Origin of the sequence: Halomonas salsilacus, assembly GCF_051216275.1 — a bacterium.
Lineage (GTDB): Bacteria > Pseudomonadota > Gammaproteobacteria > Pseudomonadales > Halomonadaceae > Halomonas.
Window position 1 is genome coordinate 136,615 of sequence record NZ_JBPKAQ010000002.1, and the last position, 24,600, is coordinate 161,214.

A 24,600-nucleotide genomic window follows, 5' to 3' on the forward strand; every position below is an offset into this window, starting at 1 on the left:
CGGGCCACGCGAAAATGTCGCGGGATTATGTCAGAAAGCGGTGAGCCCCGCCCTCCCCCTGCCGGTCGCTTCACGACTTATCGTCGTCGTCCGGGCTGCCGGCCTGGCCGATGGTCTTCTGCCAGAACTTCATGTTCTCTTCGGCCAGCTCGCGCATCAGCTCTATCGGGGTGTGGCGCATGGCCTGCTGCCACTGATCCTTCACGCGCTTCTGCTGCTCCAGCATCAGCTGGGTACCCTGCTCCAGATAGCGCGCCAGGGGCAGCGGCTGGGTCATGTCGTAGACGCGGATGAACTGTGCCAGCAGGTCGTTGGAAAACACCTCCGCATCGCCGTCGGCCTGCTCCTGCTCGATGATGATCGACAGCAGGATGGTGCGCGTCAGGTCCTCACCGCTCTTGGCGTCCTCGACCCGGAACGGCACCTCGTCGAGGATCAGCTTGCGCAGATCCTCGAGGGTCACATAGCGACTCTGTTCGGTATCATAGAGCCTGCGGTTGGCATACTTGCGAATCACGCGCACGGCGCTGCTCCTCGGTCGATGTGGGGGCATCTGCCCCTGTACGGCTATTGTGCACCGCGACACCATCCATGCAAGGCATAGTCGCCAACGCGAGGCCCCGATGAACCTGATCCTGCTTGCTCCGGAGGATATCGAGCACCACCGCCTGGCCCGAGTGACCGACTCGCGCCGGCTGCGTCACCTGCGCGAGGTGCACCGCGCCGCACCCGGTGACCGCCTCACCCTTGGTGTCATGGGCAGCGGCATCGGCCAGGGGACCCTGCTCACCCTGGACGACCGGGAGGCCACCTTCGCGCTGGAAGCGCTCGACCAGCCGCCGCCCCCGGCTCTGCCGGTCCACCTGGTGCTGGCCCTGCCACGACCGCGCATGCTGGCGAGAAGCCTGGAGCATGTCACCGCCCAGGGCGTGAAGTCGATCACCCTGCTGCACACCCGCCGAGTTGAGAAGAGCTACTGGCAGTCGCCGGAGCTTGATGCGGAGAAGATCCATCAGCACCTGGTGCTGGGCCTGGAGCAGGCCCGCGACACCCTGCTGCCGACGGTCACCCTGGAGAAGGGCTTCCGGCCCTTCGTGGAGGACCGCCTGTCCGACCTGCTCGCGGGCCGGCGAGGCCTGCTGGCCCATCCGGGCATGACCAACGCCTGTCCGCGGGGGATTGATGACCCCACCCTGTTGCTGGTGGGGCCGGAGGGGGGCTTCATTCCCTGGGAAGTGGAGAAGCTGCTCGAGGCGGGCTGCGAGGGGATACACCTGGGGCCGCGAATCCTGCGGGTGGAGACCGCGGTCACCGCCCTGCTGGCGCGGCTGTTCTGAGACGGGGCGCCTACGACTCAGCCGTCGTGGCCCTCGCTCAACTCGTCTGGCTCATGTTCACGAAGCCGTGACGCCTCGTTGCACTCCGGTTGCTGCAGGAAGGTCTCGCGCACGTCCAGCAGCCCAAGGTGGGAGAGAGTGCGCCGGCCCAGCAGCAGCGGATAGTTCATCTCCTCGCGATCACGCAGGCTGAACTGCTCCTCATAGACGGTATCGCCCAGGCAGACCTTCATCAGTACCACCGGGCGCTCATCGCGGCCTCCCGCCCCGCGCACGCGCAGATCGCGATAGAGCGGCAGCTCGAGCTTCTCGGAGAAGGACTCGCCGCTGGCGGTGTCCTCCAGCTTGAGACGGAAGCGCACCCACTCCTCACCCTCATGCTCGAAGGACTCGATATCCCGGGCATCCAGCGACGAGGTGAGCGCCCCGCTGTCCAGCTTGGCCTTGACCGCCACGCCCCAGGGCTCGATGGTGGCGCGCTCCACCCAGCCGAACACCTTGTCGGCGAGCGCGGTGGGGGCGGCGCCGACCAGCAGGAACCCCGCCAACAGCATCAATGGACCAGCAGCTCGTTTCATCTTCTTTCTCCCTTGGGTAAGCCCTTGAAGGAACCTCACCGGGTCAGGCGCTCCAGCAGGCTCAGCGTCGCGAAGCCATCAGGCGCCGTACCGATGGAGCGCTGGTAGTCACGCAGGCCACGGCGGGTGTTGGGACCCATGATGCCGTCCGGGGTTCCCACCTCAAAGCCGCGGGCGTTGAGCGAGCGCTGCATCTCGCGCACCTGGGCCCGGCTGAGCGGCTGCTCGTCCCGGGGCCAGTCGCCGCGAATGCCCCCGCGGCCGGCGATCTCGTTGGCCAGGGTGCCCACCGCCAGGGCATAGCTGGTGGCATTGTTGTAGCGCAGGATCGACCGATAGTTGGGGCCCACCAGAAAGGCCGGCCCGCGGGCACCCGCCGGAACGATTACCGAGGCGGCGTCGAAGTCGGGCAACGGGCCGCCGCCGAGGGGACGCACACCCAACTCGCCCCACTCCCGCGCACTGCGCCGGGTGGCGAGCTCCGCCTGGGCGTAGTCGAAGCCGTCGGGAATCACGACCTCCACGCCCCAGGGCTCGCCGGCGCGCCAGTTGGCCTTGGCCAGGTAGTTGGCGGTGGACGCCATGACGTCCGGAATGCTGCCCCATATGTCGCGGCGCCCGTCGCCGTCACCGTCAACGGCGTAGGCCTCGAAGCTCGAGGGGATGAACTGGGTATGGCCCATGGCGCCGGCCCAGGAGCCGATCATGCGATCCGGGGCGATGTCACCCGCCTCGATGATGCGCAGGGCGGCGAGCAGTTCGCCGCGGGCGAAATCGCTACGGCGGCCCTCGAAGGCCAGGGTCGCCAGCGCCTCCAGGGTGGAGAAGCTGCCGAAATTGCCGCCGTAGTTGCTCTCGATGCCCCAGATCGCTACCACCACCTCGGCGGGTACCCCGTAGCGCTGCTCCATGCGGCGCGCGGTGTCGCGGTGCTCGGCCAGCTTGGCGCGCCCCTGGGTGACTCGCTGGGCGGAGACGGCGCTATCCAGGTACTGCCAGATGGGGCGCACGAACTCCGGCTGGGAGCGGTCGAGCTCGATCACCCGCGGGCGATAGCGAACGTCGTCCAGTGCGCGGGCCAGGGTCGCCTCGGAGATTCCCTCGCGGCGCGCATCCCGGCGGAACTGGGCCAGCCAGGCGTCGAAATTGGCGGGGGGGGCCGGTTCGGCCGCGGCGGCGCTGGTACCGGCCGGGGAGGTCGCCGCCGTCTGGCTCGGCTCCGTGGCGGGTTCATCCGCCGCCCTGGCGTCTTGGGACGGGCCGCTCTGGCAGCCGGCCAGCAGGCCCAGCAGCAGGCCGAGGGTTAGGGTCCGTTTCATCACTCTTGCGCGCTCCTTGGCGGGTGTCAGAGGGGATCATCGCGCAGAATCGGCGGCACCACCAGCCCCGCTACCCGCCGGCGAGGCGCCAGATCACCAGGGCATGGCAGGCCACCACCACCACCGTCAACAGGGTACGCAGCGACTGATACCAGCCCGGCAGCAGCTCACGGCTCGCCTTGCCGCACTCGTACAGCCGCACCAGCAGGAAGCCGGCGATCAATACCCAGGCCCCGATGACAGGATGCAACAACAGCGCCGGCCAGGCGAACAGGCTGGGCACCATGCTGAGGGCCAGCCGGGCCCGGAAGCCGGGGCTGTCGTCCGACTCCAGAGACATCGCCACGCCCCACTGCACCCCGCCCAGGAAGGAGAGGATCACCGCGCTGTAATAGAGGAAGGCCGGGATGGCGATGACCTGCCAGGCCACCGGTGCCAGCCAGGCCGCCCCCGCCAGCGCCAGGAACGGAGTCAGGCCGGCGAGACCGAGGCCCCAGGGCAGTCGAGCAAGGGAAGCGGCCGTCATGGCGTCTCCTGGTGGTGTTCTTTAACCACCGACCAGGGTCGGTGGCGAGCGCTCCCGGGGGGCAGCTTGGCGAGGTGGGGGAGCCAGTGCGACACGTAGCTCCCCTCGGGGTCGTAGCGCTCGGCCTGCCACAGCACATCGAAGCGGTGCCCTCGGGGGTCACGACCGACGCCGGCCACATAGCGCCAGTTGCCCCAGTTGCTGGCCACATCAAAATCGAGCAGCGCGTGCTCGAACCAGGCCGCCCCCAGCCGCCAGTCACCCCCCAGTTCATGCACCAGGTAGCTCGCCACGTTCTGGCGAGCCCGGTTGGAGAGCCAGCCGGTGGCGGCGAGCTCCCGCATCGCCGCGTCGATGAAGGGCAGGCCGGTGCGTCCCTCGCACCAGGCCCGGAAGGGCTCGTCGGCTGGCACAAGCCGTCGCGCGCCGAACAGCGCCGCCCCCTCCTGGCGCGCCGCCCAGTGGAAGTAGTCACGCCACAGCAGTTCGAAGATGACCCAGTCGCTAGACTCACTGGCACCGTGCTCGGCCTCCCAGGCGCGCACCGCATCGTGCACCTGGCGTGCCGACAGGCAGCCATGGGCCAGCCAGGGCGAGAACCGGGTGGAGAAGTCGGCGCCTAGCAGGCCGTTGCGGGTCTGCTTGTAGCGCGCAACGGCGCCGGTCTGCCACAGGTAGTGCTCGAGACGGGCAAGCCCCTGGGCCTCGCCGCCGGCAAAGCGGAAACTGGCGCGATCATCGCACGCCCAGCGGGCCGCCAGGCTGCAAACCTTGCCCAGGGCCGGAAACCCGCGGGGGGCGGCCTCGGGCCAGGGCGGCAGGGTCACTGGCGCCGGCGTGGCCCCAGGCACCACGGCGTCACGCTCCACCCTGCGACGAAAGGCCGAGAAGCTTCTCGGCAAGGCGGCCACCGACATCGGCAGGCGGGCCTCGTCGTACAGCAGTCCGCCATCGGATTGCCACAGCTCCACCCCCTCCCCCAGCCGTTCGGCCAGCCGCGCCGAGGCCTGGGCCTCGTCCCAGCCGGCCTCGCGACGCACCCGCACCTGGCTCGCCCCATGGCGGGCGGCGAGGTCGGCGACCACCGTTACCGGGTCACCGACCCGCACCAGCAGATCGCTGCCGCGCCGGAGCAGCTCACCGCGCAGGGTGATCAGACTCTCCCACAGGAAACGAAGCCGGGCGGGGCCGATGCGCGGGACGTCGAGCCCGGGCAGTGGCGACAGCCAGGCGCGATCGAGCACATGAACGCAGAGCAGATGCTCGGGCGGGGACTCGAACTGGAACATCGGGTTATCGGCCAGGCGCAGGTCGTGGCGCAGCCAGAGGAGCGTCAGGCTCATGGGGCGCTCTCCCGGCACTGGGTATCGCAACGGGCTTCGCGACGGGCCTCGCGTCGGCAGCGCTCGCTGCAGTAGCGCACCTCATCCCAGCAGCGCGCCCACTTGCGCCGCCAGGCAAAGGGTCGTTGGCAGTGGCCGCAGGGCTTGCTGGGCAGGTGAGGTTTGAGATGCACGGTGTCGCCCCGATATCATGGACAGATCATGATTATCGTACAATAAATGTATAACTTAAAGCTCCGATGCTTACCGCCCCATCACGGCAGAAGGCCGCCCGGAGGCGGCCTTCAACGGACAGATGACACGAGGGGTCAGGAGGGGTCGGTCTCCTTCGGCTCGCGCCGGGCGTTGGCCTCGGTCTCGTGACCGCTCTTGAGCTCATGGGTGAGTGGATCATAGTTGGGTCGCAGCTCATCCTTGACCGTTCCGCTCCACAGCTTGGAGCCCACGAAGTAGCCGGCCCGACCGATCACATGGGCCGCCACCGGAGCCGTCATCAGGATGAACACGATGATGGCGAAGGCACGCGCCGCTACCCCCACCTCGGCGAAGTGCATCGCCACCGCCAGCATGATCAGGATCACCCCGAGGGCCGCGGCCTTGGTGGTCGCATGCATGCGGGTCAGCAGGTCCGGCAGGCGCAGGATACCCAGCGACGCCAGCAGCATCAGCAGCGCACCAAAAATGACCAGGGTGCCCTTGATGAACTCAATCATCGCGCGGTCCTCCACGTTCCAGGAAGCGGGCGAAACCGATGGCGGCCAGGAACCCCATCAGGGCGATGACGATGGCGGCATCGATGAAGCTCGAGACGTCGGACTTGATGGCATAGACCCCCACCAGGCCCACCACGATGCTGGCGAAGAGCTCCAGGGCCACCACCCGGTCGGGCAGGCTCGGCCCGCGCACCACGCGCACGAAGCACAGGATCAGCGCCAGGCTCATGATGACCTGGCTGATCAGGATCACGGTATCCATGTCGGCACCTCACGGCCAGGCTCAGCGAAACAGTTCCAGGGCACGGTGTTCCATTTCCTTGAGGTTGCGGCGCAGTTCCTCCTCATCGTCGAGGAACATGGCGTGAATGTAGAGCACCTTGCGGTCATCGGAGACGTCCAGGCTCAGGGTGCCGGGGGTCAGGGAGATCAGGTTGGCGACCATGGTGATTTCCAGCTCGGTTCGCGCCTCCAGAGGCATGGCGATCACTCCGGGCTTCATGTGCCAGGGCGGTGTGAGGATGTCGAAGCCCACCTTGAGGTTGGCCATCAGCAGCTCCTTGATGAAGAAGCCGATGAAACCCAGGATCCGCGGAATACGCCCCGGATAGCCCTTGAGGGACTCCACCTGGGGCTCAATCAGCAGCAGGGCGATGTAGCCGAACACCAGCCCCACCACCAGGTTGAGCCCGGTGAAGTCGCCGCTGAGCACGACCCAGGCCAGGGCCAGCAGCAGGTTCCAGATGGCTCCGGTCATGGGCTTGTCTCCTCGCTTGCCGGCGCCTCGATGAGGGCCTCGATGACATCCACGTTGCCGCCGAGCACGGCGTCGATGTAGCCCTGCGGGTTCATCAGCTGATCGCCGATGGTGTTCATCACCACCATCAGCGGCTCGGCGAAGACGCCGATCAACAGCGACAGCGCCGCCAGCACCCCCACCGGCAGGGTCATCAACCACATGGTGGGCTTGACCATGCGGCCATCATCGCCCACCACGGTCTCCCGCTCGGGCACCAGGTTACCTTCGGGCAGCGCCTTCCAGAACACCTCATTCCAGATCTTGACCATGGAGTAGAGCGTCATGAAGCCCACCGCCAGAGCGATGCCGGTGACCACGTAGGCCTCGGCCTCGATGCCGGCGCGCACGATCACGAACTTGGCGAAGAAGCCCGACAGCGGCGGGATGCCGGCCAGGGAGAAGGCGGAGAGGAAGAAGGCCACGGCGAGCCAGGGGCGCTCCTTGTAGAGCCCGCCCATTTTCTTGAGCTGGTAGGTGCCCTGCAGGTGCCGGGTGATGCCGCTGATCAGGAACAGGTTGGTCTTGACCACAATGTTGTGCATCACCGCAAAGACGCCGCCGGCGATCGCCAGGGGCGTGTAGAGCGCCAGCCCCAGGATCATGTAGCCGATCTGGCTGACGATATGAAACGACAGGATGCGGCGAAACTCGTACTGGGCCGCCGCGCCCAGCACCCCGGTGACCATGGTCAGGGCCGCCCCCCAGATCAGCAGGTCCTGGGTGTAGTCCATCGTCTGGTCGAACATCAGGGTGAAGACCCGGAACAGCGAGTAGACCCCCACCTTGGTGAGCAGGCCGGCGAACAGTGCCGACACCGCCACCGGCGGCGTGTGGTAGGAGGCCGGCAGCCAGAAGAACAGCGGGAAGGCCGCTGCCTTGATGCCGAAGGCCACCATGAACATCACGGCCAGCACCTCCACCATGCCCTGGTGTTCCGCCGCGTGGAGGCGCAGGGCGATGTCGGCCATGTTGAGGGTGCCCACCATGCCGTAGAGCAGGCCGATAGCGGTGAGGAAGATCACCGAGGCCAGCAGGTTGAGGGTCACGTACTTGATGGCCCCCTCCATCTGCGCCTTCTCGCCACCGAGGATCAACAGCGCGAAGCTGGCCACCAGCATCACCTCGAACCAGACGTAGAGGTTGAAGATGTCGCCGGTAAGGAAGGCGCCTGCCACCCCGGCCAGCAGCAGGTGCATGAGCGGGTAGTAGCCGAACTTCTCGTGGTCCGGCCCGGTGGAGGCCAGCGAGTAGATGGCAAGCGCCAGGCCGATCAGCGCGGTGAGCACGATCATCACCGCGCTGAGCATGTCGGCCACCAGGGTGATGCCGTAGGGGGCCTCCCAGCCGCCCATCTGGATGGTCACGTAGCCATCCTGATGCACCGAGGTGAACAGCCACAGCGCCACCACCAGCAGCGCCAGGTTGCCGGCCACAGCGGTGAAGCGCTGCATGAGCCGCGAACGCCAGAAGAGCAGCGAGATGGCGCCGGACAGCAGCGGCAGGAGGACGGGGAGTGCGACTTCAGGCCTCACGTGTCGGTATCCTTCATCTTGTCCAGGTCATCGGCCTTGACGATCTCGTAGGCCCGGCGAATCAGCACCACGGCGAAGGCCAGCACGCCGAAGGCGATCACGATGGCGGTCAGCACCACCGCCTGGGGCAAGGGGTCTGCCACCACCCCCTCCGGGGCCAGCATGCCCTCGGGTATCAGCGGCGGCGCCCCGCGAGTCATCCCCGCCGAGGTAAAGATCAGCAGGTTGGCGGCGTTGGTCAGCAGCATCAAGCCGATCACCAGCTTGACGATGGAGCGGCGCAGCATCAGGAAGATCGCCCCGGCATACAGCATGCCGATGGCGATGGCCATCAAGGGTTCCATGGGGCATCTCCTGTCCGGTGGGCGACGTTCTCAGGGCTCATCCTTGTCCACCTCCATCAGGGTCATCACCATGGTCAGCACCGAGCCCAGCACCGCCAGGTAGACGCCGATATCGAAGATCAGCGGCGTCGAGGCCTTGAAATCGATGCCGGGAATCTCCCACCACTGGGCGGTGAGAAAGGCCTCGCCGACGAACCAGGCCGGCACCACCGAGATCATGCCCAGCAGCAGCCCCATGCCGATCAGGTCCCGGGGGTCGAGCATGCGAAGCACCTCCTTGGTGGCGCTGACCCCGAAGGCGAACAGGTAGAGGGTGAAGGCGCCGGCGGCCACGAGGCCGGCGATGAAGCCGCCACCGGGCTCGTCGTGGCCGCGCAGCAGCAGGAAGATCGAGAACAACAGCTGCAGCGGCATCAGCAGCCGCGCCGCCGTGTTGAGGATGATGGTGCCGGACTTAACCATCGGCGTTCTCCTTGGCCGGGGCGCTCTTCTTGGGCTTCTCCGGGGCGCGCAGCTTGAGCATGGCGAAGACCCCGATGGCGGCCAGGGCCAGCACGAAGATCTCGCCCAGGGTATCCAGGGCGCGGTAGTCCACCAGGATCACGTTGACGATGTTGCGACCGTGGGCCAGCGTCGCGCTGTTGGCGATCATGTAGTCGGAGATCGGCACGAACTGATCGATGCTCCAGGAGGTGAGCACCAGCAGGGTAATCAGCCCGCCCAGGCTGCCGGCCACCGCCACGTCGCGCACCCGCTCCAGGGGAGTGGAGAGGCTCGAGAAGCGCGGCAGGCGGAACAGCACGAGCACCAGCAGGATCACCGTCAGGGTCTCCACCAGCAACTGGGTGATGCCCAGGTCGGGGGCGCTGAACAGGATGAAGATCAGCGCGATAGAGAACCCCATGATGCCCACCGAGACCACGGCCCCGAGCCGTGAGCGGGAGATGGTGGCGAAGAGAGCCCCCATCACCATGGTGCCGACCACGACGGCCTCATGGAACTGGACGTCCAGGGCGATATGGAACTGGGGCGCGTGGCGCAGCAGCAGCGAGTTGCCGACCAGGGCGATCAGGGTAACGATCATCACCAGGATGTAGTTGCGCATGTAGCCGTTCTGCAGCACTCGAGTCTGCCACTCGGAGACCACCACCACGCCGTCCATCAAGCTGTCATAGCCGGCTTCCGGGCCGCGTGAGAGCAGCGGGTCGAGGCGCGCCAGCCTCGCTCGGACGCGATCCCAGCGCTTAAACAACAGGTAGCCCAGCGCCAGGCTGACCAGCGACATCAGCAGCGGCAGATTGATGCCGTGCCACAGCGAGAGCCGGACCTCTACCGGCGTACCGGCCACCGCCGTGGCCGCCGCGGTGAGCAGCCCGGTGCCGGCCAGCCACGGCAGCAGGCCCAGCAGCAACGAGAGCGTGGCCAGCACCGCCGGCCCCAGCAGCATGGAGGCCGACGCTTCGTGGGCCACCCGCGGGGTCTGGCGGCGCTGCCCGAAGAAGGGTCGCAGGGCGATGATGGCCGCCACGGCGATGGTCAGGATCGCGGCGCTAAAGGCCAAGAGCACAACCAGCCACCCCCAGGCGCTGGCCTCGAGCACCGATTCGAACATCAGCTCCTTGCCGATGAAACCGAACAGCGGCGGCACCCCGGCCAGGGAGAGGGCCGCCACCATGGCCACCGCGGCGGTGATCGGCATCAGCGGGCGCAACCCGCCCATGGCGGTGACGTCCTTGGTGCCGGTCTCGTGGTCGATGATGCCGGCCACCATGAACAGCGAGCCCTTGTAGAGCGAGTGGGCCAGCAGGAAGGTGACGAAGGCGATCATCGCCCCCTCGGTGCCGATGCCCAGCAGCATGGTCAGGGTGCCCAGGGCCATGATCGTGGAATAGGCCAGCAGTTTCTTGATGTTGGTGTGGCGAATGGCCAGGAAGGCGCCGGTGAACATGGTCAGCGCCCCCACCACCGAGAGCGTCACCGTCCACATCTCCGTACCACCCAGGCTGGGCTGCAGGCGCGCCAGCAGGTAGATGCCGGCCTTCACCATGGTGGCCGAGTGCAGGTAGGCGGAGACCGGGGTCGGCGCCGCCATGGCGTTGGGTAGCCAGAAGTGGAAGGGGAACTGGGCCGACTTGGTGAAGGCGCCGAGCAGCAGGCAGATCAAAAGCGGGGTATAAAGGTCATGGTCGCGCAGCACGTCGCCCATGGCATTGAGCTCGGAGAGCGACCAGCTCTCTCCAGCCACCCCCAGCATCGTCAGCCCCGCCATCAGCGCAAGCCCCCCGGCCACGGTGACGAATAGCCCCTGACGGGCCGACTTGCGGGCCTCGAGGTCGGTGTGATTGAAGCCGATCAGCAGGTAGGAAGTGATGCTGGTCAGCTCCCAGAATACGAACAGGGTGAAGAGGCCATCGGCCAGCACCAGCCCCAGCATGGAGACCATGAAGGCCAGGATCGCCAGATGAAAGCGCATCAGGTCCGGGTGCCCCTTCAGGTAGCCCCCGGCGTAGATCAGCACGAAGGTGCCGATGCCGGTGACCAGCAGCGCGAACAGCATCGACAGACCGTCGACCACGAAGGTCAGGCTCATGCCCAGCGAGGGCACCCATTCCATGGCGAACACCAAGGTCTCGCCGGCCATCACCGCCGGCAACTGACTCAGGAACCACAGCGCCAGGAGGCCGGGAAAGGCGGCCAGAAAATAACTGGCGCGATCGCCGAACCAGCGATGGAAGAGCGGCGCCAGCGCGGCCAGCAGGAATCCCGATAGCACGGCGAATTGCATCAAGGTAGCTCTCCTGGTCGGGTTCGTCCGAGTGTCCAAGGGCGCAGGGTGAGGGACCCAGACCCGGGTCAGGCATTCGCCTAATAGATGATGCAGTGCAACACCCAAGCCCTGTTATTCGATAGTGAAAGCCTATAGACTCTCGCCGGCAAGTGGCAAGGAATGGCGTTTCCGCACCTTAAACGAAAGCCGGAAATTTATCATTAGTAAATGATTATCCTGCCGTTTCCGAGGCGTCCTTCCTTTCTGCACGCTAGCGACTCGACGGTCCACTTCCCCGTCGAGCAACGACGAGCCAGGCGGTGACGTAACTGCCTGGGCCACAGCGCACCCTGTCGCCCCGGTGCCCGGCCTGGCCAATTGCGCATCCGCCATTGCGTGGACGAGCAGATCGATGGCCCTGATGTGGATCCCCCTCCTCACCCTGTTCGGCGCCCTGGTGCCGGTTTTCACTTCTCGCCACGGTCGACGCGCCTGTACCCTCGCCACCCTGATCGCCCCGCTGCTCGCGCTGACCCTGGTGCTGTTCCAGGCCCCGGCGGTACTGAGCGGCGAGGTGATCCGCTTCTCGCTGACCTGGATGCCCCAGCTGGGGCTCGACCTCGCGCTACGCATCGACGGCCTGACACTGCTCTTCGCCCTGCTCATCCTGGGCATCGGCAGCCTGATCCTTTACTACGCCGGCCATTATCTGAGTGCCGACGAGGACGACGGCCGCTTTCTCTCCTACATGATGCTGTTCATGACCGCCATGATCGGTATCGCCATGGCCGACAACCTGCTGCTGCTGTGGCTATTCTGGGAGCTGACCAGCATCACCTCCTTCCTGCTGATCGGCTTCTGGGGCCATCGCAGCGACGCCCGCCGCGGGGCGCGCATGGCGCTGACGGTGACCGGGGCCGGCGGCCTGGCGCTGCTGGCTGGACTGCTGCTGATCGGTCAGACGGTGGGCAGCTTCGACATGAGCGAGGTGCTGGCCGCCGGCGACCTGATCCGCGCCTCGGATCACTACCCCCTGATCCTGGCCCTGGTGCTGTTCGGCGCCTTCACCAAGTCGGCCCAGTTCCCCTTCCACTTCTGGCTGCCCCATGCCATGGCCGCCCCCACCCCGGTATCGGCCTTCCTGCACTCGGCCACCATGGTCAAGGCCGGCGTTTTCCTGATGGCCCGCTTCACCCCGGCGCTGGGCGATAGCCAGCTATGGGCAGTATCACTCTCCCTGGTCGGCCTCGCCACCATGCTCTATGCCGCCTGGTTTGCCCTGCTGGAGCGCGACCTCAAGGGCATCCTGGCCTTCTCCACGGTGAGTCACCTGGGCCTGATCACCCTGCTGCTGGGCCTGGGCAGCCCGCTGGCCATCGTCGCCGCGGTGTTCCACATCCTCAACCATGCCACCTTCAAGGCGGCGCTGTTCATGAGCGTGGGCATCATCGACCACGAGACCGGCACCCGTGACATCGATCGCCTGGGGGCCCTGTGGTCGACGATGCCGCTCACCGGCACCATGGTCATCCTGGCGGGCTCCGCCATGGCGGGCTTTCCGCCCTTCAACGGCTTTCTCTCCAAAGAGATGCTGTTCGAGCAGAGCCTGCTCAACAACGTGCTGGGGGCACTGAGCGCGCTGATCCCGCTGCTGGTGCTGGTGGCCGCCACCCTCTCGGTGGCCTACTCGCTGCGCCTGATCTGGAGCCTGTTCTTCGCCGCCCCCAAACTGACCCGCGAGCAGAAGGCCCAGCCGCCCCTCAAGGTCCATGACCCGGCCCGCGGCATGCTGGCACCGGGGCTCTTCCTGGCGGCGACGAGCCTCGCGTTAGGCCTGTTCCCCATGGCCCTGGCCGGGCCCCTGGTCAATGCCGCCAGCCTCGCCGTGCAAGGCGACACCACCCCGCTGTTCACCCTCGCCCTGTGGCACGGCCTCAACCTGCCGCTGGCCATGAGCCTGGTGGCGGTGGCCGCCGGGGTGCTGGTGCTGCGCCAGCACCGGCGCCTGACTGGCATCGCGGCCCTGTTCCACCCCCGTGACGCCGAACGACTCTTCGAGGCCGCCATGCTGCGGGTGATCAAGGCGGCGCTGTGGCTCACCCAGCGCCTGGAAAACGGCTCCCTGCAGCGCTACCAGGCGCTGCTCCTGCTCTGCGCCCTGGCCATGGTCGCGGTGGGCCTGGCCAACCTCGATGCCCTGACCGGCCCGCTGGGCCTGCAGCCGGTGGACGGCATGTTGGTACTGGGGGCGGCATTGATGGTGTTCGGCGCCATCGGCAGCGCCCTGAGCCACCGCTGGCGGCTGGTCTCACTGCTGATGCTGTCGGTGGTTGGCCTGACGGTATCGCTGACCTTCGTGCGCTTCTCCGCCCCGGACCTCGCGCTGACCCAGCTCTCGGTGGAGGTGGTGTCGATGATCCTGTTCATCCTGGCGCTGTTCTTCCTGCCCCAGCGCCCACCGCTGCTGGTCTCCAGCCGACGTATCCTGCGCGACCTGCTGCTCGCCGCCTCGCTGGGCCTGGTGGTAGCGATGCTCAACTATGCGCTGCTGACCCGGGAGACGATCTCGATTGCCGACTACTTCCTGCGCGAGGCAGTGCCCGGCGGGGGCGGCACCAACGTGGTCAACGTCATCCTGGTGGACTTCCGAGGCTTCGATACCCTGGGCGAGATCACCGTGCTGACCCTGGCGGGCCTGGCGACCTTCAAACTGCTCAACCGCATGAAGCTGTTCATGCCGGCGGGCAACGTGGAGGGCATCCGCTGGTCACGGCATCGCCACCCGATGATCCTCGCGGTGGCGGCGCAGATCTTGCTGCCGCTCGCGCTGCTGGTGTCGGTATACATCTTCCTGCGCGGCCACAACCAGCCCGGCGGCGGCTTCATCGCCGGCCTGATCACCGCGGTGGCGCTGATCCTGCAGTACATGGCTCGCGGCTACGACTGGACCCGCGAACGGCTGCCGCTCTCCTACCCGGTGGTAGCGGTCTCCGGCCTGGCCATCGCCGTGGCCACCGGGATGGCCAGTTGGCTGTTCGGCTACCCCTTCCTGACCTCGACCTTCGGCTATGTGACCCTGCCGATCATCGGCACCTTCGAATTGGCATCGGCCATGCTCTTCGATGTGGGCGTCTATTTGGCCGTGGTCGGTGCCACCCTGATGATCCTGATCAACCTGGGCCGGGTCACCACGATCCATCGCCCTCGCCTGGAGGAACGCTGATGGAAGCCCTCTTCTCGCTGGTGGTCGGCGTGCTTACCGCCAGTGGCATCTACCTGCTGCTACGCGGGCGCACCTTTCCAGTCATCGTCGGCCTCGCCCTGCTGGGCTATGCGGTGAACCTCTTCTTGTTTTCCAGCGGCGGCCTGCACACCCACGCCGCGGCAGTGATCGGCGAGTCCATCAGCCCGGCCGATCCGCTACCCCAGGCGCTGGTGCTCACCGCCATCGTCATCGGCTTCGCCATGACCGCCTTCGTGGTGATCCTGGCGATTCGCGCGCGCAGCGAACTGGGCAGCGACCACGTGGACGGCCAGCAAGGTGAAGCGGGAGACGCGAAATGATCCAGCACCTGATCACCTTGCCGGTGCTGGTTCCGATGATCGGCGCCCTGGTCCTGGTGCTGGGCAGCCAGGCCAGCGACACTCGCCGGCGCCAGCTGAGCGTCGCACTGTGCGTGGCCCAGGTGCTGATCAGTGCCTGGCTGCTGTCTCGTGCGGCCGGCGGTGAGCTGCTCTTCTATGCTCTGGGCAACTGGCAGGCGCCCTTCGGCATCGTGCTGATGCTCGACCGCCTGTCGGCACTGATGCTCACCCTTACCGCGGTGCTGGCGCTGGGCTGCGTGCTGTTCGCCAGCGCCGGCGAGGACGCCCGGGGCAGCCACTTCCACGGCCTCTTCCAGCTGCAGCTGATGGGCCTCAACGGCGCCTTCCTCACCGGCGACCTGTTCAACCTCTTCGTGTTCTTCGAGATCCTGCTGCTGGCCTCCTACTCCCTGCTGATGCACGGCGGCGGCAAGGAGCGCATCGGCGCCGGGCTGCACTACGTGATCCTCAACCTGGCAGGCTCGGCGCTCTTCCTGGTGGCACTGGGCGTGCTCTACGGCGCCACTGGCACCCTCAACATGGCCGACATGGCGCGTCGGGTCGCGGAGATGTCCGGCGACCAGGCGGCACTGGTGACCGCCGGCGCCCTACTGCTGATCGTCGTCTTCAGCCTCAAGGCCGCCCTGCTGCCGCTCTATTTCTGGCTGCCGCGCACCTACGCCGCCGCTCCGGCACCGGTGGCCGCGCTGTTCGCCATCATGACCAAGGTGGGGCTCTACGCCATCCTGCGCGTGCAGTCGCTGATCTTCGTCGATACCCCCGCCGCGGAGGCGATCACCGCCTGGCTTTGGTGGGCGGGTCTGGCGACCATCACCCTGGCGGGCATCGGCGTGCTGGCGTCCCGCGACCTGCGGACCCTGGTGGCCTACCTGGTACTGGTTTCGGTGGGCACCCTGCTGGCCGGCCAGGCGTTGGGCACCATCGATGCCATCGGCGCCCTGCTCTACTACCTGCCCCACACCACCCTGGCGTGCGGCGCCCTCTACCTGATCGCCGAGCTGATCAGCCAACAGCGCGGCAAGGCGGGCACGCGTCTGGTGCGCGGCCGCCGCCTCCAGCAGCGTCACCTGCTGGGCGGCATGTTCCTGGTCGCCGCGGTGGCCGTGGCCGGCCTGCCACCGCTGGCCGGGGCCCTGGGCAAGCTGCTGCTGATGCAAGCCGCCGAGGGAACCGCTCGGCTGTGGCTGTGGCCGCTGTTGCTGCTGGCCGGGCTCTGCGCGCTGATCGCCATGTCCCGGGCCGGTTCGGTGTTCTTCTGGGCCAGCTACAAGGGCCAGATGGAGAGCGGACGGGTCACGCGGCCGCAGCTGGCCGGAGTGCTCTGGCTGCTGGCCAGCGTGCCGCTTCTCGTGGGCTTCGCCGGCCCGGTCAGCGACTACGCCCGCGACACCGCCGAACAGCTGGCCGAGCCACAGGTCGTGGTCTCCAGGCTGCTCGGCGAATCGCCGGCCCTGCAGTTCGGCCGGCTCACCATTGACGAGGGAGAGTCACCATGAAAAGCCAGGGGCGCCTGCTGCCCACCCCCACCCTGTCGCTGGTGCTGCTGGTGGTCTGGCTGCTGCTGGTACGCAGTATCGCCCCCGGCCAGCTGATCCTCGGCGCCTTCCTGGCGGTGGGCATCCCACTGCTGACCAAGGGCTTCTGGGAACCACTGCCCCAAGTCAAGCATCCTCTCAAGCTGGCCTGGTTCGTGCTAAAGGTGCTGGGTGACATCGTCACGGCCAACATCCAGGTGAGCCTGCTGATCCTGTCGCCGAAGCGCGAGCCTCACCCTGGGTTCATCGAGTACCCCCTGCAGGTGAAGGATCCACTGACCATCACCCTGCTGGCCAACACCATCACCATGACGCCTGGGACCGTCTCATCCAACATTCGCCTGGACCGCTCATCGCTGCTGATCCATGTGCTCAACATGGAGGATGAGCAGACGCTGGTGCGCGAGATACATGAACGCTATGAGCGCCCGCTCAAGGAGATCTTCGAATGCTAGCTATCGCGTTGATGATCAGCCTTGGTCTGATCGTGGCGGCCATGGCCATGAACATCCTGCGTCTGGCCAAGGGACCCGACGTTCCCGACCGCCTGCTGGCCCTGGACACCCTCTACGTCAACTCCATCGCGCTGATCGTGCTGCTGGGGCTATGGCTCAACACCAAGACCTACTTCGAGGCGGCGATCCTGATCGCCATGCTGGGCTTCGTGGGTACCATGGCCATCTGCCGCTACCTGCTGCGCGGCGACATCATCGAGTGAGGAGGCACACATGACCTTCACCCTGTTGGCCGAAGGCATCGTCGCCTTCCTGCTGGTGGCTGGCGGCATGTTCGCCTTCACCGGCTCGCTGGGCATGCTGCAGTTCAAGGACTTCTTCATGCGCCTGCACGGCCCCACCAAGGGGACCACCCTGGGGATCGGCTGCATGCTGATGGCCTCGATGCTCTACTTCACGGTGACCCAGCGGGAGTTCCACGTGCAGGAGCTGCTGATCACCCTGTTCCTGTTCCTCACCGCCCCGGTGACCGGCCACATGCTGGCCAAGACCGGCCTGCACATGCACCTGCGCTTCATCACCGGCACCCGCGGCTCGCTGCCGGAGCTGCGCGACGAGGATGTGGGACAGAGCCGGGTGGCGCGTCCCGCCAAGGCTCGCCATCCCTGGCGCACACGCCGCCGGTTAAGCCAGAAGCCCCGCCTGCCCCGCTGACGCCGGGGTCAGGAGTGGCAGCGTAGCCGTCAGGCCCCGGGAGCCACCCAGCCTGCTAATTCGTTCTCGATGATGGCCAGCAGTGCGGCGATATGGTCGTCGCGCTCATTGAGGCAGGGCACGTAGGTGAAGGTCTCGCCACCGGCCTCGAGGAAGGCATCGCGTATCTCCTCTTCGATCTCCTCCAGGGTCTCGACACAGTCGGAGGAGAAGGCCGGCGAGATCACCGCGATATGCTTCCTGCCCTGGCGGGCCAGTTCGGCCACGTGCTCCACGGTGGCAGGCCCCACCCACTCCTCGGGACCAAACTTGGACTGGAAGGCGGTCTGGATCTCTTTCTTCTCCCAGCCCAGCGCCTCGCGCAGCAGCCGCGTGGTCTTCTGGCACTGGCAGTGGTAGGGGTCGCCCTCCATCAGGTAACGCTTCGGCACGCCATGGTAGGACGCCACCAGCACCTCGGGCGGCGTCGCAGCGGCGGTGTAGGCCTCGCGCACCGTGTTGGCCAGCGCCTCGATGTACCGAAAATGCTCGAAGTAGGCGGGCACGGTGCGAAAGGCCGGCTGCCACTTGAGGGTCATCAGGGTGCGGAACGCCTGGTCGTTGGCGGTGGCGGTGGTCGGCGAGGCGTACTGGGGGTAGAGCGGGAAGAACAGGATCTTCTCGCAGCCCGCCGCTTGCATCCGCTTGAGCACGCTGTCGGTGGAGGGGTTGCCGTAACGCATGCAGAAGTCGACCATCACCTGGTCGCCGAACATCGCCTCCAGTCCCTCGGCTACCTTGCGGGTCTGTTCCCGGGTGGTGGTCAGCAGCGGACTCTCGTCCTTCTCGGTGTTCCAGATGCTCCGATAGGCCTCGCCGGACTTGAAGGGCCGCCGCGACAGGATGATCAGTTGCAGCAGCGGCTGCCATTTCCAGTCCGGGTAGTCGACCACCCGCTTGTCGGAGAGGAACTCGCTCAGGTAGCGGCGCATCGACCGGTAGTCGGTGGCATCCGGTGTGCCCAGATTGGCCAGCAGCACGCCCACCCTGGCCCGCGGTACCGGCGGGTGGTCGCCCGGCGCATGGGCCAGGCGGCCGCCGCCGGGGCGATCCATGTCGGGATTGGCCGAATCCTGGGACGTGTGGGTCATGGGGGGGCTCCTTGGTCGATGCGCCGGGTGGTAAAGGCTGGCTGCCGATGAGAATGGCGCTAGTGTATCAGGCCCCTCGCGGCGACGGCGATCAGGTTGTACTATGAGTCAGTCTTGTACAACCCGAGGTCAATTCATGTCCCGCCCCCTGGTGCTGGTACTCGGCGACCAGCTCAGTCTCGAGCTGGCCAGCCTGCGCGACCTGCCCGATGATGCCGTGGTGGCACTCTGCGAGGTGGCCGCTGAGGGTACCTATGTGCCCCACCATCCCCAGAAGATCGCCCTGATCCTTGCCGCCATGCGCCACTTTGCGGCCGAGCTGCGCAGCCACGGCCTTCGGGTTCACTACAGCGCCCTGGACGACCCCGACAATGCCCAGGCGCTGGTCGCCGAAGCACAGCGCCTGGCGGCCCTGTATGGCTGCGACGAGATCCGCGCCGTGCGGCCCGGCGAATGGCGACTGTGGCATGACATCCAGGCTCGCGCCGAGGCCGCCCTGCCCTGGCGTCTGCTCGAAGACGACCGCTTCTTCACCACGCCCGACGACTTCGCCGCCTGGGCGCGCGACCGCAAGTCGCTACGCCTGGAATACTTCTATCGCGAGCAGCGTCGCCGCACGGGGCTGCTGATGGAGGATGACGCGCCCGCCGGCGGCAAGTGGAACTATGATCACGACAACCGCGAGCCACTGCCCGCCAACCTGGCGGTTCCCGAGCCCCCACGCCATGGCCGCGACACCGTCACCGAGGCGGTGCTGGCGCTGGTGGCCGAGCACTTCGGCGACCACTTCGGCACCCTGGAGGGCTTCCACTGGCCAGTAACGCGGCGCCAGGCGCTGGTCGACCTTCGCCACTTTCTCGACCAGCTGCTGCCGGACTTTGGCCGCTACCAGGACGCCATCAGCGACGACGAGCCCTTCCTGTTCCACTCGCGGCTCGCCGCGACGCTCAACCTGGGGCTGCTCTCGCCCCGGGAGCTTTGCGAGGGCGCCGAGCGCGAGTATCTCGAAGGGCGCGCCCCGCTCAATGCGGTGGAGGGCTTTATCCGCCAGATCCTGGGCTGGCGGGAGTATGTGCGCGGCCTCTACTGGACGCGGATGCCGGACTACAAGCGCGGCAACACCCTGGGCGCCAGTCAAGCGCTGCCCGCCTGCTACTGGAACGGCGACACCGAGCTGCGCTGCCTGCGACGCGCCATCGAGATGACCCGCGACAACGCCTACGCCCATCATATCCAGCGACTGATGGTCACCGGCAACTTCGCCCTGCTCTGCGACGTGGCCCCGGAGGCGCTGGGGGACTGGTACCTGGCCGTCTACGCCGACGCCTGCGAATGGGTGGAACTGCCCAACGTGCTGGGAATGGTGCTGCACGCCGACGGGGGGCTGATGGGCTCAAAGCCTTACTGTGCCTCGGGCAAATACATCGACCGCATGTCAGACCACTGCCGCCACTGCCGCTTCGACCCTAAGCAGGTCACCGGCGAGCGCGCCTGCCCGCTCAACAGCCTCTACTGGCATTTCCTGGAGCGACACGCCGAAACGCTCTCGGCCAACCCGCGCATGAAGCTGATCTACGGCTCCCTCGCCAGGATGAGCGAGGAGAAACGCGCCGCCATCCGCGACCAGGCCGACCGCTTCCTGGCCAACCTGCCGCGCACGACGGCCTGGCACGATGAGGCCAAAGGAGCGCGCGGCGTCCACCTGGCCGGCTACCGTGCGGAGACCCCATGAGCCGACTTAACGCCTTCGACACCCGCCCCCCGGTGACCCTCTACCACGATGGCCACTGTCCGCTGTGCCAGCGGGAAGTGGCCTGGCTTTCGCGCCATCGGCGACGTGAGCAGGTACGGCTGGTGGATATCCAGGCGGCAGGCTTCGACGCCGAGGCGCTGGGCACCAGCTTTCCAGAGATGATGGGCAGGCTCCACCTGCAGGACGCCGAGGGGCAATGGTTCATCGGCATGGACGCCAGCCGTGCGCTTTATGCCGTGCTCGGCTATCGCCGACTGGTTTGGCTGAGCTGCCTGCCGGGGATCGCCCCGCTGATGGATGCGGGGTATCGCTGGTTTGCCCGCCGCCGGGTACGCCTGGGACATTGGCTTTCGGGGCGGCGGGAGTCGTCGCGGGAGCGAGAATGATGACGTTGCGGAGTCAAGGGATACCGCGTTGGTGAGCCAGGAGGGCGGCGCCGGAGCGGCGCGAGCCGAGGCCGTTTCAGAAGACCAGCGGCATACGCGAGGTCAGCGGATCGTGGTAGTGGGCCTCGCGGCCGATCATCTCGTCGTGGGGCACCTGCTGCACCAGATAGGCCCGGTGGATACCGGCACGCTTGAGTTCCAGGTAGACATCATCCAGCGAGCGGAACAGCACCGGCTTGCCCTGTCGGCTCAGCATATGACGCTGCCCCTCGATGTCTTCAAGTTCGACCTGATAGAAGCGGCTACCGGCATGGCCGATGACGCGAATCTCGTAGTTGTCGTGATGGGCCGCAAAGGCCTTGAGATCCTTGAATTCCATGGTTCCCTCCAGGGTTTCTTGTGGTGGCAATGCGCCACAGTCTGGCGACGCCAGATGACGCCGCGGTGACGACTGGGTGTCGAGAGTGTGACCCTCGACACCCCGGAGGGTTCAGCAAGTGACTGATTAATGGCTATTGGTAGCTGGAGGGATCGATGGCCTTGCCCAGGGAATTGCGGTCGATCCACTTGCCCGCCCTGGTCTCCTTGTAGCGAAACACTACCTGGTCGCCCACTTGCACCGGCAGCTCGGCCTCCTCGGTCTGGTAGCTATAGCTCTCGCCTTCCACCATCATCTGGTAGCGATAGAGGTCGGGCATGCCCAGCCACTCCTTGAAGGGGCCTTCCCGCTCCAGGGACTGGAGCTCACCGCGCGCCTGAAGCTTGGGGGTGCGCTGCCGATTGCCGCGCCGAAATCCGCCTGCCATGCTGCCTCCTCTGATCTGTTCTCTCTGCCCTGCTCCCGGGGGTGGGCATTATACGGCCCTGCCCGCCGAGCTCAAGCCGGGCGGTTCGCCGAAGGCTGCGCCCTACTCGCCGAAGGTGTCGCCGTAGCTGTCCGGCGCCAGGTCCTCGAAGCGGGTGTACTTGCCGATGAAGGCCATGTGGACCGTGCCGATGGGGCCGTTACGCTGCTTGCCGATGATCAGCTCCGCCAGCCCCTGGTTGTCGGGGTTGTCCGGATTGTAGACCTCGTCGCGGTAAACGAAGGCGATCACATCGGCATCCTGCTCGATGGCGCCCGATTCGCGCAGGTCCGACATCACCGGGCGCTTGTTGGGACGCTGCTCCAGGGAGCGGTTGAGCTGGGAGAGACAGACCACCGGACAGCCGAACTCCTTGGCCAGCCCCTTCATCGAACGAGAGATCTCCGAGATCTCGCCGGTGCGGTTCTCGGAGAAGCCGGGGATCTGCATCAGCTGCAGGTAATCGATCATGATCAGGCCGACGTTGCCGTGCTCGCGCACCAGCCGCCGAATCCGCGAACGCATCTCGTTGGGCGACAGCGCCGCGGTATCGTCGATGAAGAGCTGCTTGTCCTTTAGCAGGTTGACCGCCGAGGTAAGCCGCGGCCAGTCCTCATCCTCCAGCTGACCGGTGCGCACCCGGGTCTGGTCGATGCGCCCCAGCGACGAGAGCATTCGCAGCATCAAAGCATCGGCGGGCATCTCCATCGAGAAGACGATTACCGGCTTTTCACTGGAGATCACCGCATGTTCCACGACGTTCATAGCGAAGGTGGTCTTGCCCATCGATGGACGTCCCGCGATGATCACCAGGTCCGACGGCTGCAGGCCGGTGGTCATCTCGTCCAGGTCGCGGAATCCGGTGGAGAGGCCGGTCATCTGGCCCTGCATGTTGAACAACTCGTCGATGCGGTCCACCGCCTTGGCCAGCAGTTCGCTCATGCCGATGGGCCCGCCCGACTTGGGGCGCTCCTCGCTGATCTGGAACACCAGGCGCTCGGCCTCATCCACCAGTTCGTCGGCTGGCCGCCCCTGGGGACTGAAGGCACCGTCGGCGATCTGGCTGGCGGCACGGATCAGCTTGCGCAGGGTAGCCCGCTCGCGAACGATGTCGGCGTAGGCGCGAATATTACTGGCGGAAGGCGTATTGCGAGCCAGCTCGGCCAGATAGGCCAGGCCGCCCACGGTATCGAGCTGGTCGCGGCCCTCCAGCGCCTCGGAGAGGGTCACCACGTCCAGCGGGCGGGACGCCTCGGCCAGCCCCGCCATGACGTTGAAGATCAGCCGATGCTCGTAGCGGTAGAAGTCGTCGGCCACCAGGCGGTCGGCGACGTGGTCCCACGCCTGGTTGTCGAGCATCAGGCCGCCCAGCACCGACTGCTCCGCCTCCAGCGAGTGTGGCGGCACCTTGAGGGCGGCGGTTTCCTTGTCGTGCACGAGCATGTCTGGCATCGCGATGGTTCACCCAGGTCTTGGCGGGGTGGCCATTCTACCCCAGACGAGCGGCGGGCCCCATGCCTGGCTCACCGTCGTCCAAACGCGACGAGGGGCGCGGGGATCTCTCCCCGCGCCCCTCGTCGGGCGGTGACCAGGACTTACTCGGCCACTACCACCACGCGGACGGTGGCGTCGACTTCCGGGTGCAGCTGCAGATGGATGTCGTATTCGCCGGTGGCACGGATCGGGCCTTCCGGCATCTTCACCTCGCTCTTGGCCACATCGAAGCCCGCGGAGGCGATGGCCTCGGCCAGGTCGCGGGGACCGATGGAGCCGAACAGCTTGCCCTCGTCGCCGGCCTTGGAGACCAGGGAGAGTTCGATCTCGTTGAGCTGGACGGCACGAGCCTCGGCCTCGGCCTTGCGCTCGGCGGCCTGGGCCTCGAGCTCGGCGCGCTGGGCCTGGAAGGCCTCGATGTTTTCCTTGGATGCCGGTACGGCAAGGCCGTAGGGCATCAGGTAGTTACGGCCGTAGCCGGGCTTGACGGTCACCTGGTCACCCAGGCCGCCGAGCTTGCCGATATTGTCGAGCAGAATGACTTCCATCTCGTTAACCTCTAGTCAGTTGCGACTGGCCACACGTCCGCGGATGTCCGCGAAGACGTCGATAAAGGCCAGCAGCAGCACAATCAGAATCATGGGCCAGGTGGTGATCAGCAGCACGTAGAAGACGACCAGCCACAGCCCGTTCATCCCTTTCAATCCAACATAACCATGCACCAGCGCGATGCCGGCGACCAGCAGCGGGATCCACAGCAGCATGCCGAGAGACACGAGGCCGAGCACCGCGCCGATCACCCCAATGACCAACAGCACGGCGAGCTCGCGGGGCGTCAGGCGCAGGGCGTGAAACTCCTCGCGGAAGCCGCCGGGGTTGTAGAGCCCCGCCTGCCAGCTGCGCGCAAGCGCGAGGCAGGCGACCGCGGCGATCAGCACGACCAGCCCGGTAATGCCTCCGATCAGCACACCGGCCAGCTGCTCGGTATCGAGCCCCTGGCTGGTCAGCTCGCTGAGCAGCCGCTCCACCTCGGGCGAGCCCTGGCGCAGCTGTTCCAGCATGGGGCCAGCCCCACCCGGCGGCAGGAAGACACCCAGCTGGATCATGCCGGCGCCGACCAGGGCGCCGATGATCAGCGCTTCGGTCCAGCGCATGCGGGAGCGCAGCACGATCGCCATCAGGGTGACCAGCAATACGCTGGTCAACGGGATGACATCGCCCTGAGCCCACCACCAGCCGGCCGGGACCCCAGCCGCCACGATCACCGGCAGCGCCGAGGCGAGGCCATGGCGCAGGGTGACCAGTGCCGCGATGGCGGCCCCCAGCCAGAACAGCCAGGGAATGAGCGTTGCGAGGGCGGCCCCGCCGACGGCGTAGGGTGTGCCCCGCATCATCCAGCGGGCAATCGCGAGCATCACGCCAGG

The 24,600-nt window shown here is 66.7% G+C and carries 28 protein-coding genes; 9 read left to right on the top strand and 19 right to left on the bottom strand.

The features are described 5' to 3' along the window. Positions 1–70: 70 nt before the first annotated feature. Positions 71–523 (bottom strand): polyhydroxyalkanoate synthesis repressor PhaR, encoded by a 453-nt coding sequence (gene phaR, locus ACR80S_RS04010; RefSeq protein WP_435399241.1) that lies wholly within the window; start codon positions 521–523, stop codon positions 71–73. Between the two features lie 100 nt (positions 524–623). Between phaR and ACR80S_RS04015 the strand changes: the two genes are divergently transcribed. Continuing rightward, positions 624–1,337, top strand: a complete 714-nt coding sequence (locus ACR80S_RS04015) for a 16S rRNA (uracil(1498)-N(3))-methyltransferase (protein WP_435399242.1) — start codon at positions 624–626, stop codon at positions 1,335–1,337. A gap of 17 nt (positions 1,338–1,354) precedes the next feature. Here the strand turns inward: ACR80S_RS04015 and rloA3 are convergent, their stop codons facing one another. The 12 genes from rloA3 to ACR80S_RS04075 all read right to left on the bottom strand — a co-directional run bounded on the left by rloA3 (position 1,355) and on the right by ACR80S_RS04075 (position 11,276). Further along, a complete protein-coding gene (gene rloA3 / locus ACR80S_RS04020) occupies positions 1,355–1,915 on the bottom strand; it encodes a retropepsin-like aspartic peptidase RloA3 (RefSeq protein WP_435399243.1) in 561 nt (186 codons plus the stop codon). A 35-nt stretch (positions 1,916–1,950) separates the two neighbouring features. Further along, entirely contained in the window at positions 1,951–3,234 is a 1,284-nt protein-coding gene (locus ACR80S_RS04025) for a lytic murein transglycosylase (RefSeq protein ID WP_435399244.1), read from the bottom strand. 70 nt (positions 3,235–3,304) lie between these two features. Beyond that, complete coding sequence (locus ACR80S_RS04030; protein ID WP_435402627.1) at positions 3,305–3,760, bottom strand: DUF3429 domain-containing protein; 456 nt, start codon at positions 3,758–3,760, stop codon at positions 3,305–3,307. Beyond that, positions 3,757–5,103, bottom strand: coding sequence for a DASH family cryptochrome (locus ACR80S_RS04035; protein ID WP_435402628.1), 1,347 nt, complete (start codon positions 5,101–5,103; stop codon positions 3,757–3,759). The genes ACR80S_RS04030 and ACR80S_RS04035 overlap by 4 nt, the downstream gene beginning before the upstream one ends. Further along, positions 5,100–5,276 carry a DUF2256 domain-containing protein gene (locus tag ACR80S_RS04040; RefSeq protein WP_435399247.1) on the bottom strand — a complete coding sequence of 59 codons (177 nt, stop codon included), beginning with the start codon at positions 5,274–5,276 and terminating at the stop codon, positions 5,100–5,102. The genes ACR80S_RS04035 and ACR80S_RS04040 overlap by 4 nt, the downstream gene beginning before the upstream one ends. A gap of 135 nt (positions 5,277–5,411) precedes the next feature. Further along, a complete protein-coding gene (mnhG, locus tag ACR80S_RS04045) occupies positions 5,412–5,816 on the bottom strand; it encodes a monovalent cation/H(+) antiporter subunit G (RefSeq protein ID WP_435399248.1) in 405 nt (134 codons plus the stop codon). Continuing rightward, entirely contained in the window at positions 5,809–6,078 is a 270-nt protein-coding gene (locus ACR80S_RS04050; RefSeq protein WP_290906311.1) for an MrpF/PhaF family protein, read from the bottom strand. Before ACR80S_RS04050 ends, mnhG begins: the two co-directional genes overlap by 8 nt. A gap of 21 nt (positions 6,079–6,099) precedes the next feature. After that, positions 6,100–6,573, bottom strand: coding sequence for a Na+/H+ antiporter subunit E (locus tag ACR80S_RS04055; RefSeq protein ID WP_435399249.1), 474 nt, complete (start codon positions 6,571–6,573; stop codon positions 6,100–6,102). Next, positions 6,570–8,147 carry a Na+/H+ antiporter subunit D gene (locus ACR80S_RS04060; RefSeq protein WP_435399250.1) on the bottom strand — a complete coding sequence of 526 codons (1,578 nt, stop codon included), beginning with the start codon at positions 8,145–8,147 and terminating at the stop codon, positions 6,570–6,572. Before ACR80S_RS04060 ends, ACR80S_RS04055 begins: the two co-directional genes overlap by 4 nt. Beyond that, complete coding sequence (locus tag ACR80S_RS04065; RefSeq protein ID WP_435399251.1) at positions 8,144–8,491, bottom strand: Na+/H+ antiporter subunit C; 348 nt, start codon at positions 8,489–8,491, stop codon at positions 8,144–8,146. The genes ACR80S_RS04060 and ACR80S_RS04065 overlap by 4 nt, the downstream gene beginning before the upstream one ends. A gap of 30 nt (positions 8,492–8,521) precedes the next feature. Next, positions 8,522–8,953, bottom strand: a complete 432-nt coding sequence (locus ACR80S_RS04070; RefSeq protein ID WP_290906325.1) for a Na+/H+ antiporter subunit B — start codon at positions 8,951–8,953, stop codon at positions 8,522–8,524. Next, positions 8,946–11,276 (bottom strand): putative monovalent cation/H+ antiporter subunit A, encoded by a 2,331-nt coding sequence (locus ACR80S_RS04075; protein WP_435402629.1) that lies wholly within the window; start codon positions 11,274–11,276, stop codon positions 8,946–8,948. Before ACR80S_RS04075 ends, ACR80S_RS04070 begins: the two co-directional genes overlap by 8 nt. A gap of 394 nt (positions 11,277–11,670) precedes the next feature. Between ACR80S_RS04075 and ACR80S_RS04080 the strand changes: the two genes are divergently transcribed. Genes ACR80S_RS04080 through ACR80S_RS04105 form a run of 6 tightly spaced genes read left to right on the top strand, consistent with a single transcriptional unit; the run spans position 11,671 to position 17,568 of the window. Continuing rightward, positions 11,671–14,481, top strand: a complete 2,811-nt coding sequence (locus ACR80S_RS04080) for a monovalent cation/H+ antiporter subunit A (RefSeq protein ID WP_435399253.1) — start codon at positions 11,671–11,673, stop codon at positions 14,479–14,481. Further along, entirely contained in the window at positions 14,481–14,822 is a 342-nt protein-coding gene (locus ACR80S_RS04085) for a Na+/H+ antiporter subunit C (protein ID WP_435399254.1), read from the top strand. The genes ACR80S_RS04080 and ACR80S_RS04085 overlap by 1 nt, the downstream gene beginning before the upstream one ends. Beyond that, positions 14,819–16,360 carry a monovalent cation/H+ antiporter subunit D gene (locus ACR80S_RS04090; RefSeq protein ID WP_435402630.1) on the top strand — a complete coding sequence of 514 codons (1,542 nt, stop codon included), beginning with the start codon at positions 14,819–14,821 and terminating at the stop codon, positions 16,358–16,360. Before ACR80S_RS04085 ends, ACR80S_RS04090 begins: the two co-directional genes overlap by 4 nt. After that, positions 16,357–16,854 (top strand): Na+/H+ antiporter subunit E, encoded by a 498-nt coding sequence (locus ACR80S_RS04095; RefSeq protein WP_435399256.1) that lies wholly within the window; start codon positions 16,357–16,359, stop codon positions 16,852–16,854. Before ACR80S_RS04090 ends, ACR80S_RS04095 begins: the two co-directional genes overlap by 4 nt. Next, positions 16,848–17,117 (top strand): K+/H+ antiporter subunit F, encoded by a 270-nt coding sequence (locus tag ACR80S_RS04100; RefSeq protein WP_435399257.1) that lies wholly within the window; start codon positions 16,848–16,850, stop codon positions 17,115–17,117. The genes ACR80S_RS04095 and ACR80S_RS04100 overlap by 7 nt, the downstream gene beginning before the upstream one ends. 10 nt (positions 17,118–17,127) lie before the next feature. Continuing rightward, complete coding sequence (locus tag ACR80S_RS04105) at positions 17,128–17,568, top strand: Na+/H+ antiporter subunit G (RefSeq protein WP_435399258.1); 441 nt, start codon at positions 17,128–17,130, stop codon at positions 17,566–17,568. Between the two features lie 29 nt (positions 17,569–17,597). Here the strand turns inward: ACR80S_RS04105 and hemH are convergent, their stop codons facing one another. Beyond that, positions 17,598–18,698: a ferrochelatase gene (gene hemH, locus ACR80S_RS04110; protein WP_435399259.1), complete on the bottom strand. Its 1,101-nt coding sequence runs from the start codon at positions 18,696–18,698 to the stop codon at positions 17,598–17,600. 136 nt (positions 18,699–18,834) lie between these two features. On the opposite strand from hemH, the gene ACR80S_RS04115 reads away from it, so the two are divergent. Both ACR80S_RS04115 and ACR80S_RS04120 read left to right on the top strand, forming a co-directional pair. Further along, positions 18,835–20,430, top strand: coding sequence for a cryptochrome/photolyase family protein (locus ACR80S_RS04115; protein ID WP_435399260.1), 1,596 nt, complete (start codon positions 18,835–18,837; stop codon positions 20,428–20,430). Further along, on the top strand, positions 20,427–20,837 hold the full coding sequence (locus ACR80S_RS04120) for a thiol-disulfide oxidoreductase DCC family protein (RefSeq protein ID WP_435402631.1): 411 nt from the start codon (positions 20,427–20,429) through the stop codon (positions 20,835–20,837). The genes ACR80S_RS04115 and ACR80S_RS04120 overlap by 4 nt, the downstream gene beginning before the upstream one ends. A gap of 76 nt (positions 20,838–20,913) precedes the next feature. Here the strand turns inward: ACR80S_RS04120 and ACR80S_RS04125 are convergent, their stop codons facing one another. The 5 genes from ACR80S_RS04125 to ACR80S_RS04145 all read right to left on the bottom strand — a co-directional run bounded on the left by ACR80S_RS04125 (position 20,914) and on the right by ACR80S_RS04145 (position 24,591). Further along, on the bottom strand, positions 20,914–21,216 hold the full coding sequence (locus ACR80S_RS04125; protein WP_435399262.1) for a DUF6482 family protein: 303 nt from the start codon (positions 21,214–21,216) through the stop codon (positions 20,914–20,916). Positions 21,217–21,349: 133 nt separating this feature from the next. After that, positions 21,350–21,643 carry a hypothetical protein gene (locus ACR80S_RS04130; RefSeq protein ID WP_435399263.1) on the bottom strand — a complete coding sequence of 98 codons (294 nt, stop codon included), beginning with the start codon at positions 21,641–21,643 and terminating at the stop codon, positions 21,350–21,352. 102 nt (positions 21,644–21,745) lie between these two features. Beyond that, positions 21,746–23,134: a replicative DNA helicase gene (gene dnaB, locus ACR80S_RS04135; RefSeq protein WP_435399264.1), complete on the bottom strand. Its 1,389-nt coding sequence runs from the start codon at positions 23,132–23,134 to the stop codon at positions 21,746–21,748. Positions 23,135–23,277: 143 nt separating this feature from the next. Beyond that, positions 23,278–23,724, bottom strand: coding sequence for a 50S ribosomal protein L9 (gene rplI / locus ACR80S_RS04140; RefSeq protein WP_435399265.1), 447 nt, complete (start codon positions 23,722–23,724; stop codon positions 23,278–23,280). 15 nt (positions 23,725–23,739) lie between these two features. Continuing rightward, positions 23,740–24,591 (bottom strand): YybS family protein, encoded by an 852-nt coding sequence (locus tag ACR80S_RS04145; RefSeq protein ID WP_435402632.1) that lies wholly within the window; start codon positions 24,589–24,591, stop codon positions 23,740–23,742. Positions 24,592–24,600 lie beyond the last annotated feature (9 nt).

Excerpts from the sequence above, each read along its gene's own strand:
- ACR80S_RS04125 (WP_435399262.1), bottom strand. The coding sequence starts at position 21,216 with ATGGAATTCAAGGATCTCAAGGCCTTTGCGGCCCATCACGACAACTAC.
- ACR80S_RS04105 (WP_435399258.1), top strand. The coding sequence starts at position 17,128 with ATGACCTTCACCCTGTTGGCCGAAGGCATCGTCGCCTTCCTGCTGGTG.
- ACR80S_RS04075 (WP_435402629.1), bottom strand. The coding sequence starts at position 11,276 with ATGCAATTCGCCGTGCTATCGGGATTCCTGCTGGCCGCGCTGGCGCCG.
- ACR80S_RS04050 (WP_290906311.1), bottom strand. The coding sequence starts at position 6,078 with ATGGATACCGTGATCCTGATCAGCCAGGTCATCATGAGCCTGGCGCTG.
- ACR80S_RS04085 (WP_435399254.1), top strand. The coding sequence starts at position 14,481 with ATGGAAGCCCTCTTCTCGCTGGTGGTCGGCGTGCTTACCGCCAGTGGC.
- mnhG (WP_435399248.1), bottom strand. The coding sequence starts at position 5,816 with ATGATTGAGTTCATCAAGGGCACCCTGGTCATTTTTGGTGCGCTGCTG.
- ACR80S_RS04095 (WP_435399256.1), top strand. The coding sequence starts at position 16,357 with ATGAAAAGCCAGGGGCGCCTGCTGCCCACCCCCACCCTGTCGCTGGTG.
- ACR80S_RS04015 (WP_435399242.1), top strand. The coding sequence starts at position 624 with ATGAACCTGATCCTGCTTGCTCCGGAGGATATCGAGCACCACCGCCTG.
- dnaB (WP_435399264.1), bottom strand. The coding sequence starts at position 23,134 with ATGCCAGACATGCTCGTGCACGACAAGGAAACCGCCGCCCTCAAGGTG.
- rloA3 (WP_435399243.1), bottom strand. The coding sequence starts at position 1,915 with ATGAAACGAGCTGCTGGTCCATTGATGCTGTTGGCGGGGTTCCTGCTG.
- ACR80S_RS04055 (WP_435399249.1), bottom strand. The coding sequence starts at position 6,573 with ATGACCGGAGCCATCTGGAACCTGCTGCTGGCCCTGGCCTGGGTCGTG.
- ACR80S_RS04080 (WP_435399253.1), top strand. The coding sequence starts at position 11,671 with ATGGCCCTGATGTGGATCCCCCTCCTCACCCTGTTCGGCGCCCTGGTG.
- rplI (WP_435399265.1), bottom strand. The coding sequence starts at position 23,724 with ATGGAAGTCATTCTGCTCGACAATATCGGCAAGCTCGGCGGCCTGGGT.
- ACR80S_RS04100 (WP_435399257.1), top strand. The coding sequence starts at position 16,848 with ATGCTAGCTATCGCGTTGATGATCAGCCTTGGTCTGATCGTGGCGGCC.
- ACR80S_RS04070 (WP_290906325.1), bottom strand. The coding sequence starts at position 8,953 with ATGGTTAAGTCCGGCACCATCATCCTCAACACGGCGGCGCGGCTGCTG.
- ACR80S_RS04120 (WP_435402631.1), top strand. The coding sequence starts at position 20,427 with ATGAGCCGACTTAACGCCTTCGACACCCGCCCCCCGGTGACCCTCTAC.
- ACR80S_RS04115 (WP_435399260.1), top strand. The coding sequence starts at position 18,835 with ATGTCCCGCCCCCTGGTGCTGGTACTCGGCGACCAGCTCAGTCTCGAG.
- ACR80S_RS04035 (WP_435402628.1), bottom strand. The coding sequence starts at position 5,103 with ATGAGCCTGACGCTCCTCTGGCTGCGCCACGACCTGCGCCTGGCCGAT.
- ACR80S_RS04130 (WP_435399263.1), bottom strand. The coding sequence starts at position 21,643 with ATGGCAGGCGGATTTCGGCGCGGCAATCGGCAGCGCACCCCCAAGCTT.
- ACR80S_RS04090 (WP_435402630.1), top strand. The coding sequence starts at position 14,819 with ATGATCCAGCACCTGATCACCTTGCCGGTGCTGGTTCCGATGATCGGC.
- ACR80S_RS04065 (WP_435399251.1), bottom strand. The coding sequence starts at position 8,491 with ATGGAACCCTTGATGGCCATCGCCATCGGCATGCTGTATGCCGGGGCG.
- ACR80S_RS04025 (WP_435399244.1), bottom strand. The coding sequence starts at position 3,234 with ATGAAACGGACCCTAACCCTCGGCCTGCTGCTGGGCCTGCTGGCCGGC.
- hemH (WP_435399259.1), bottom strand. The coding sequence starts at position 18,698 with ATGACCCACACGTCCCAGGATTCGGCCAATCCCGACATGGATCGCCCC.
- ACR80S_RS04030 (WP_435402627.1), bottom strand. The coding sequence starts at position 3,760 with ATGACGGCCGCTTCCCTTGCTCGACTGCCCTGGGGCCTCGGTCTCGCC.
- ACR80S_RS04145 (WP_435402632.1), bottom strand. The coding sequence starts at position 24,591 with ATGCTCGCGATTGCCCGCTGGATGATGCGGGGCACACCCTACGCCGTC.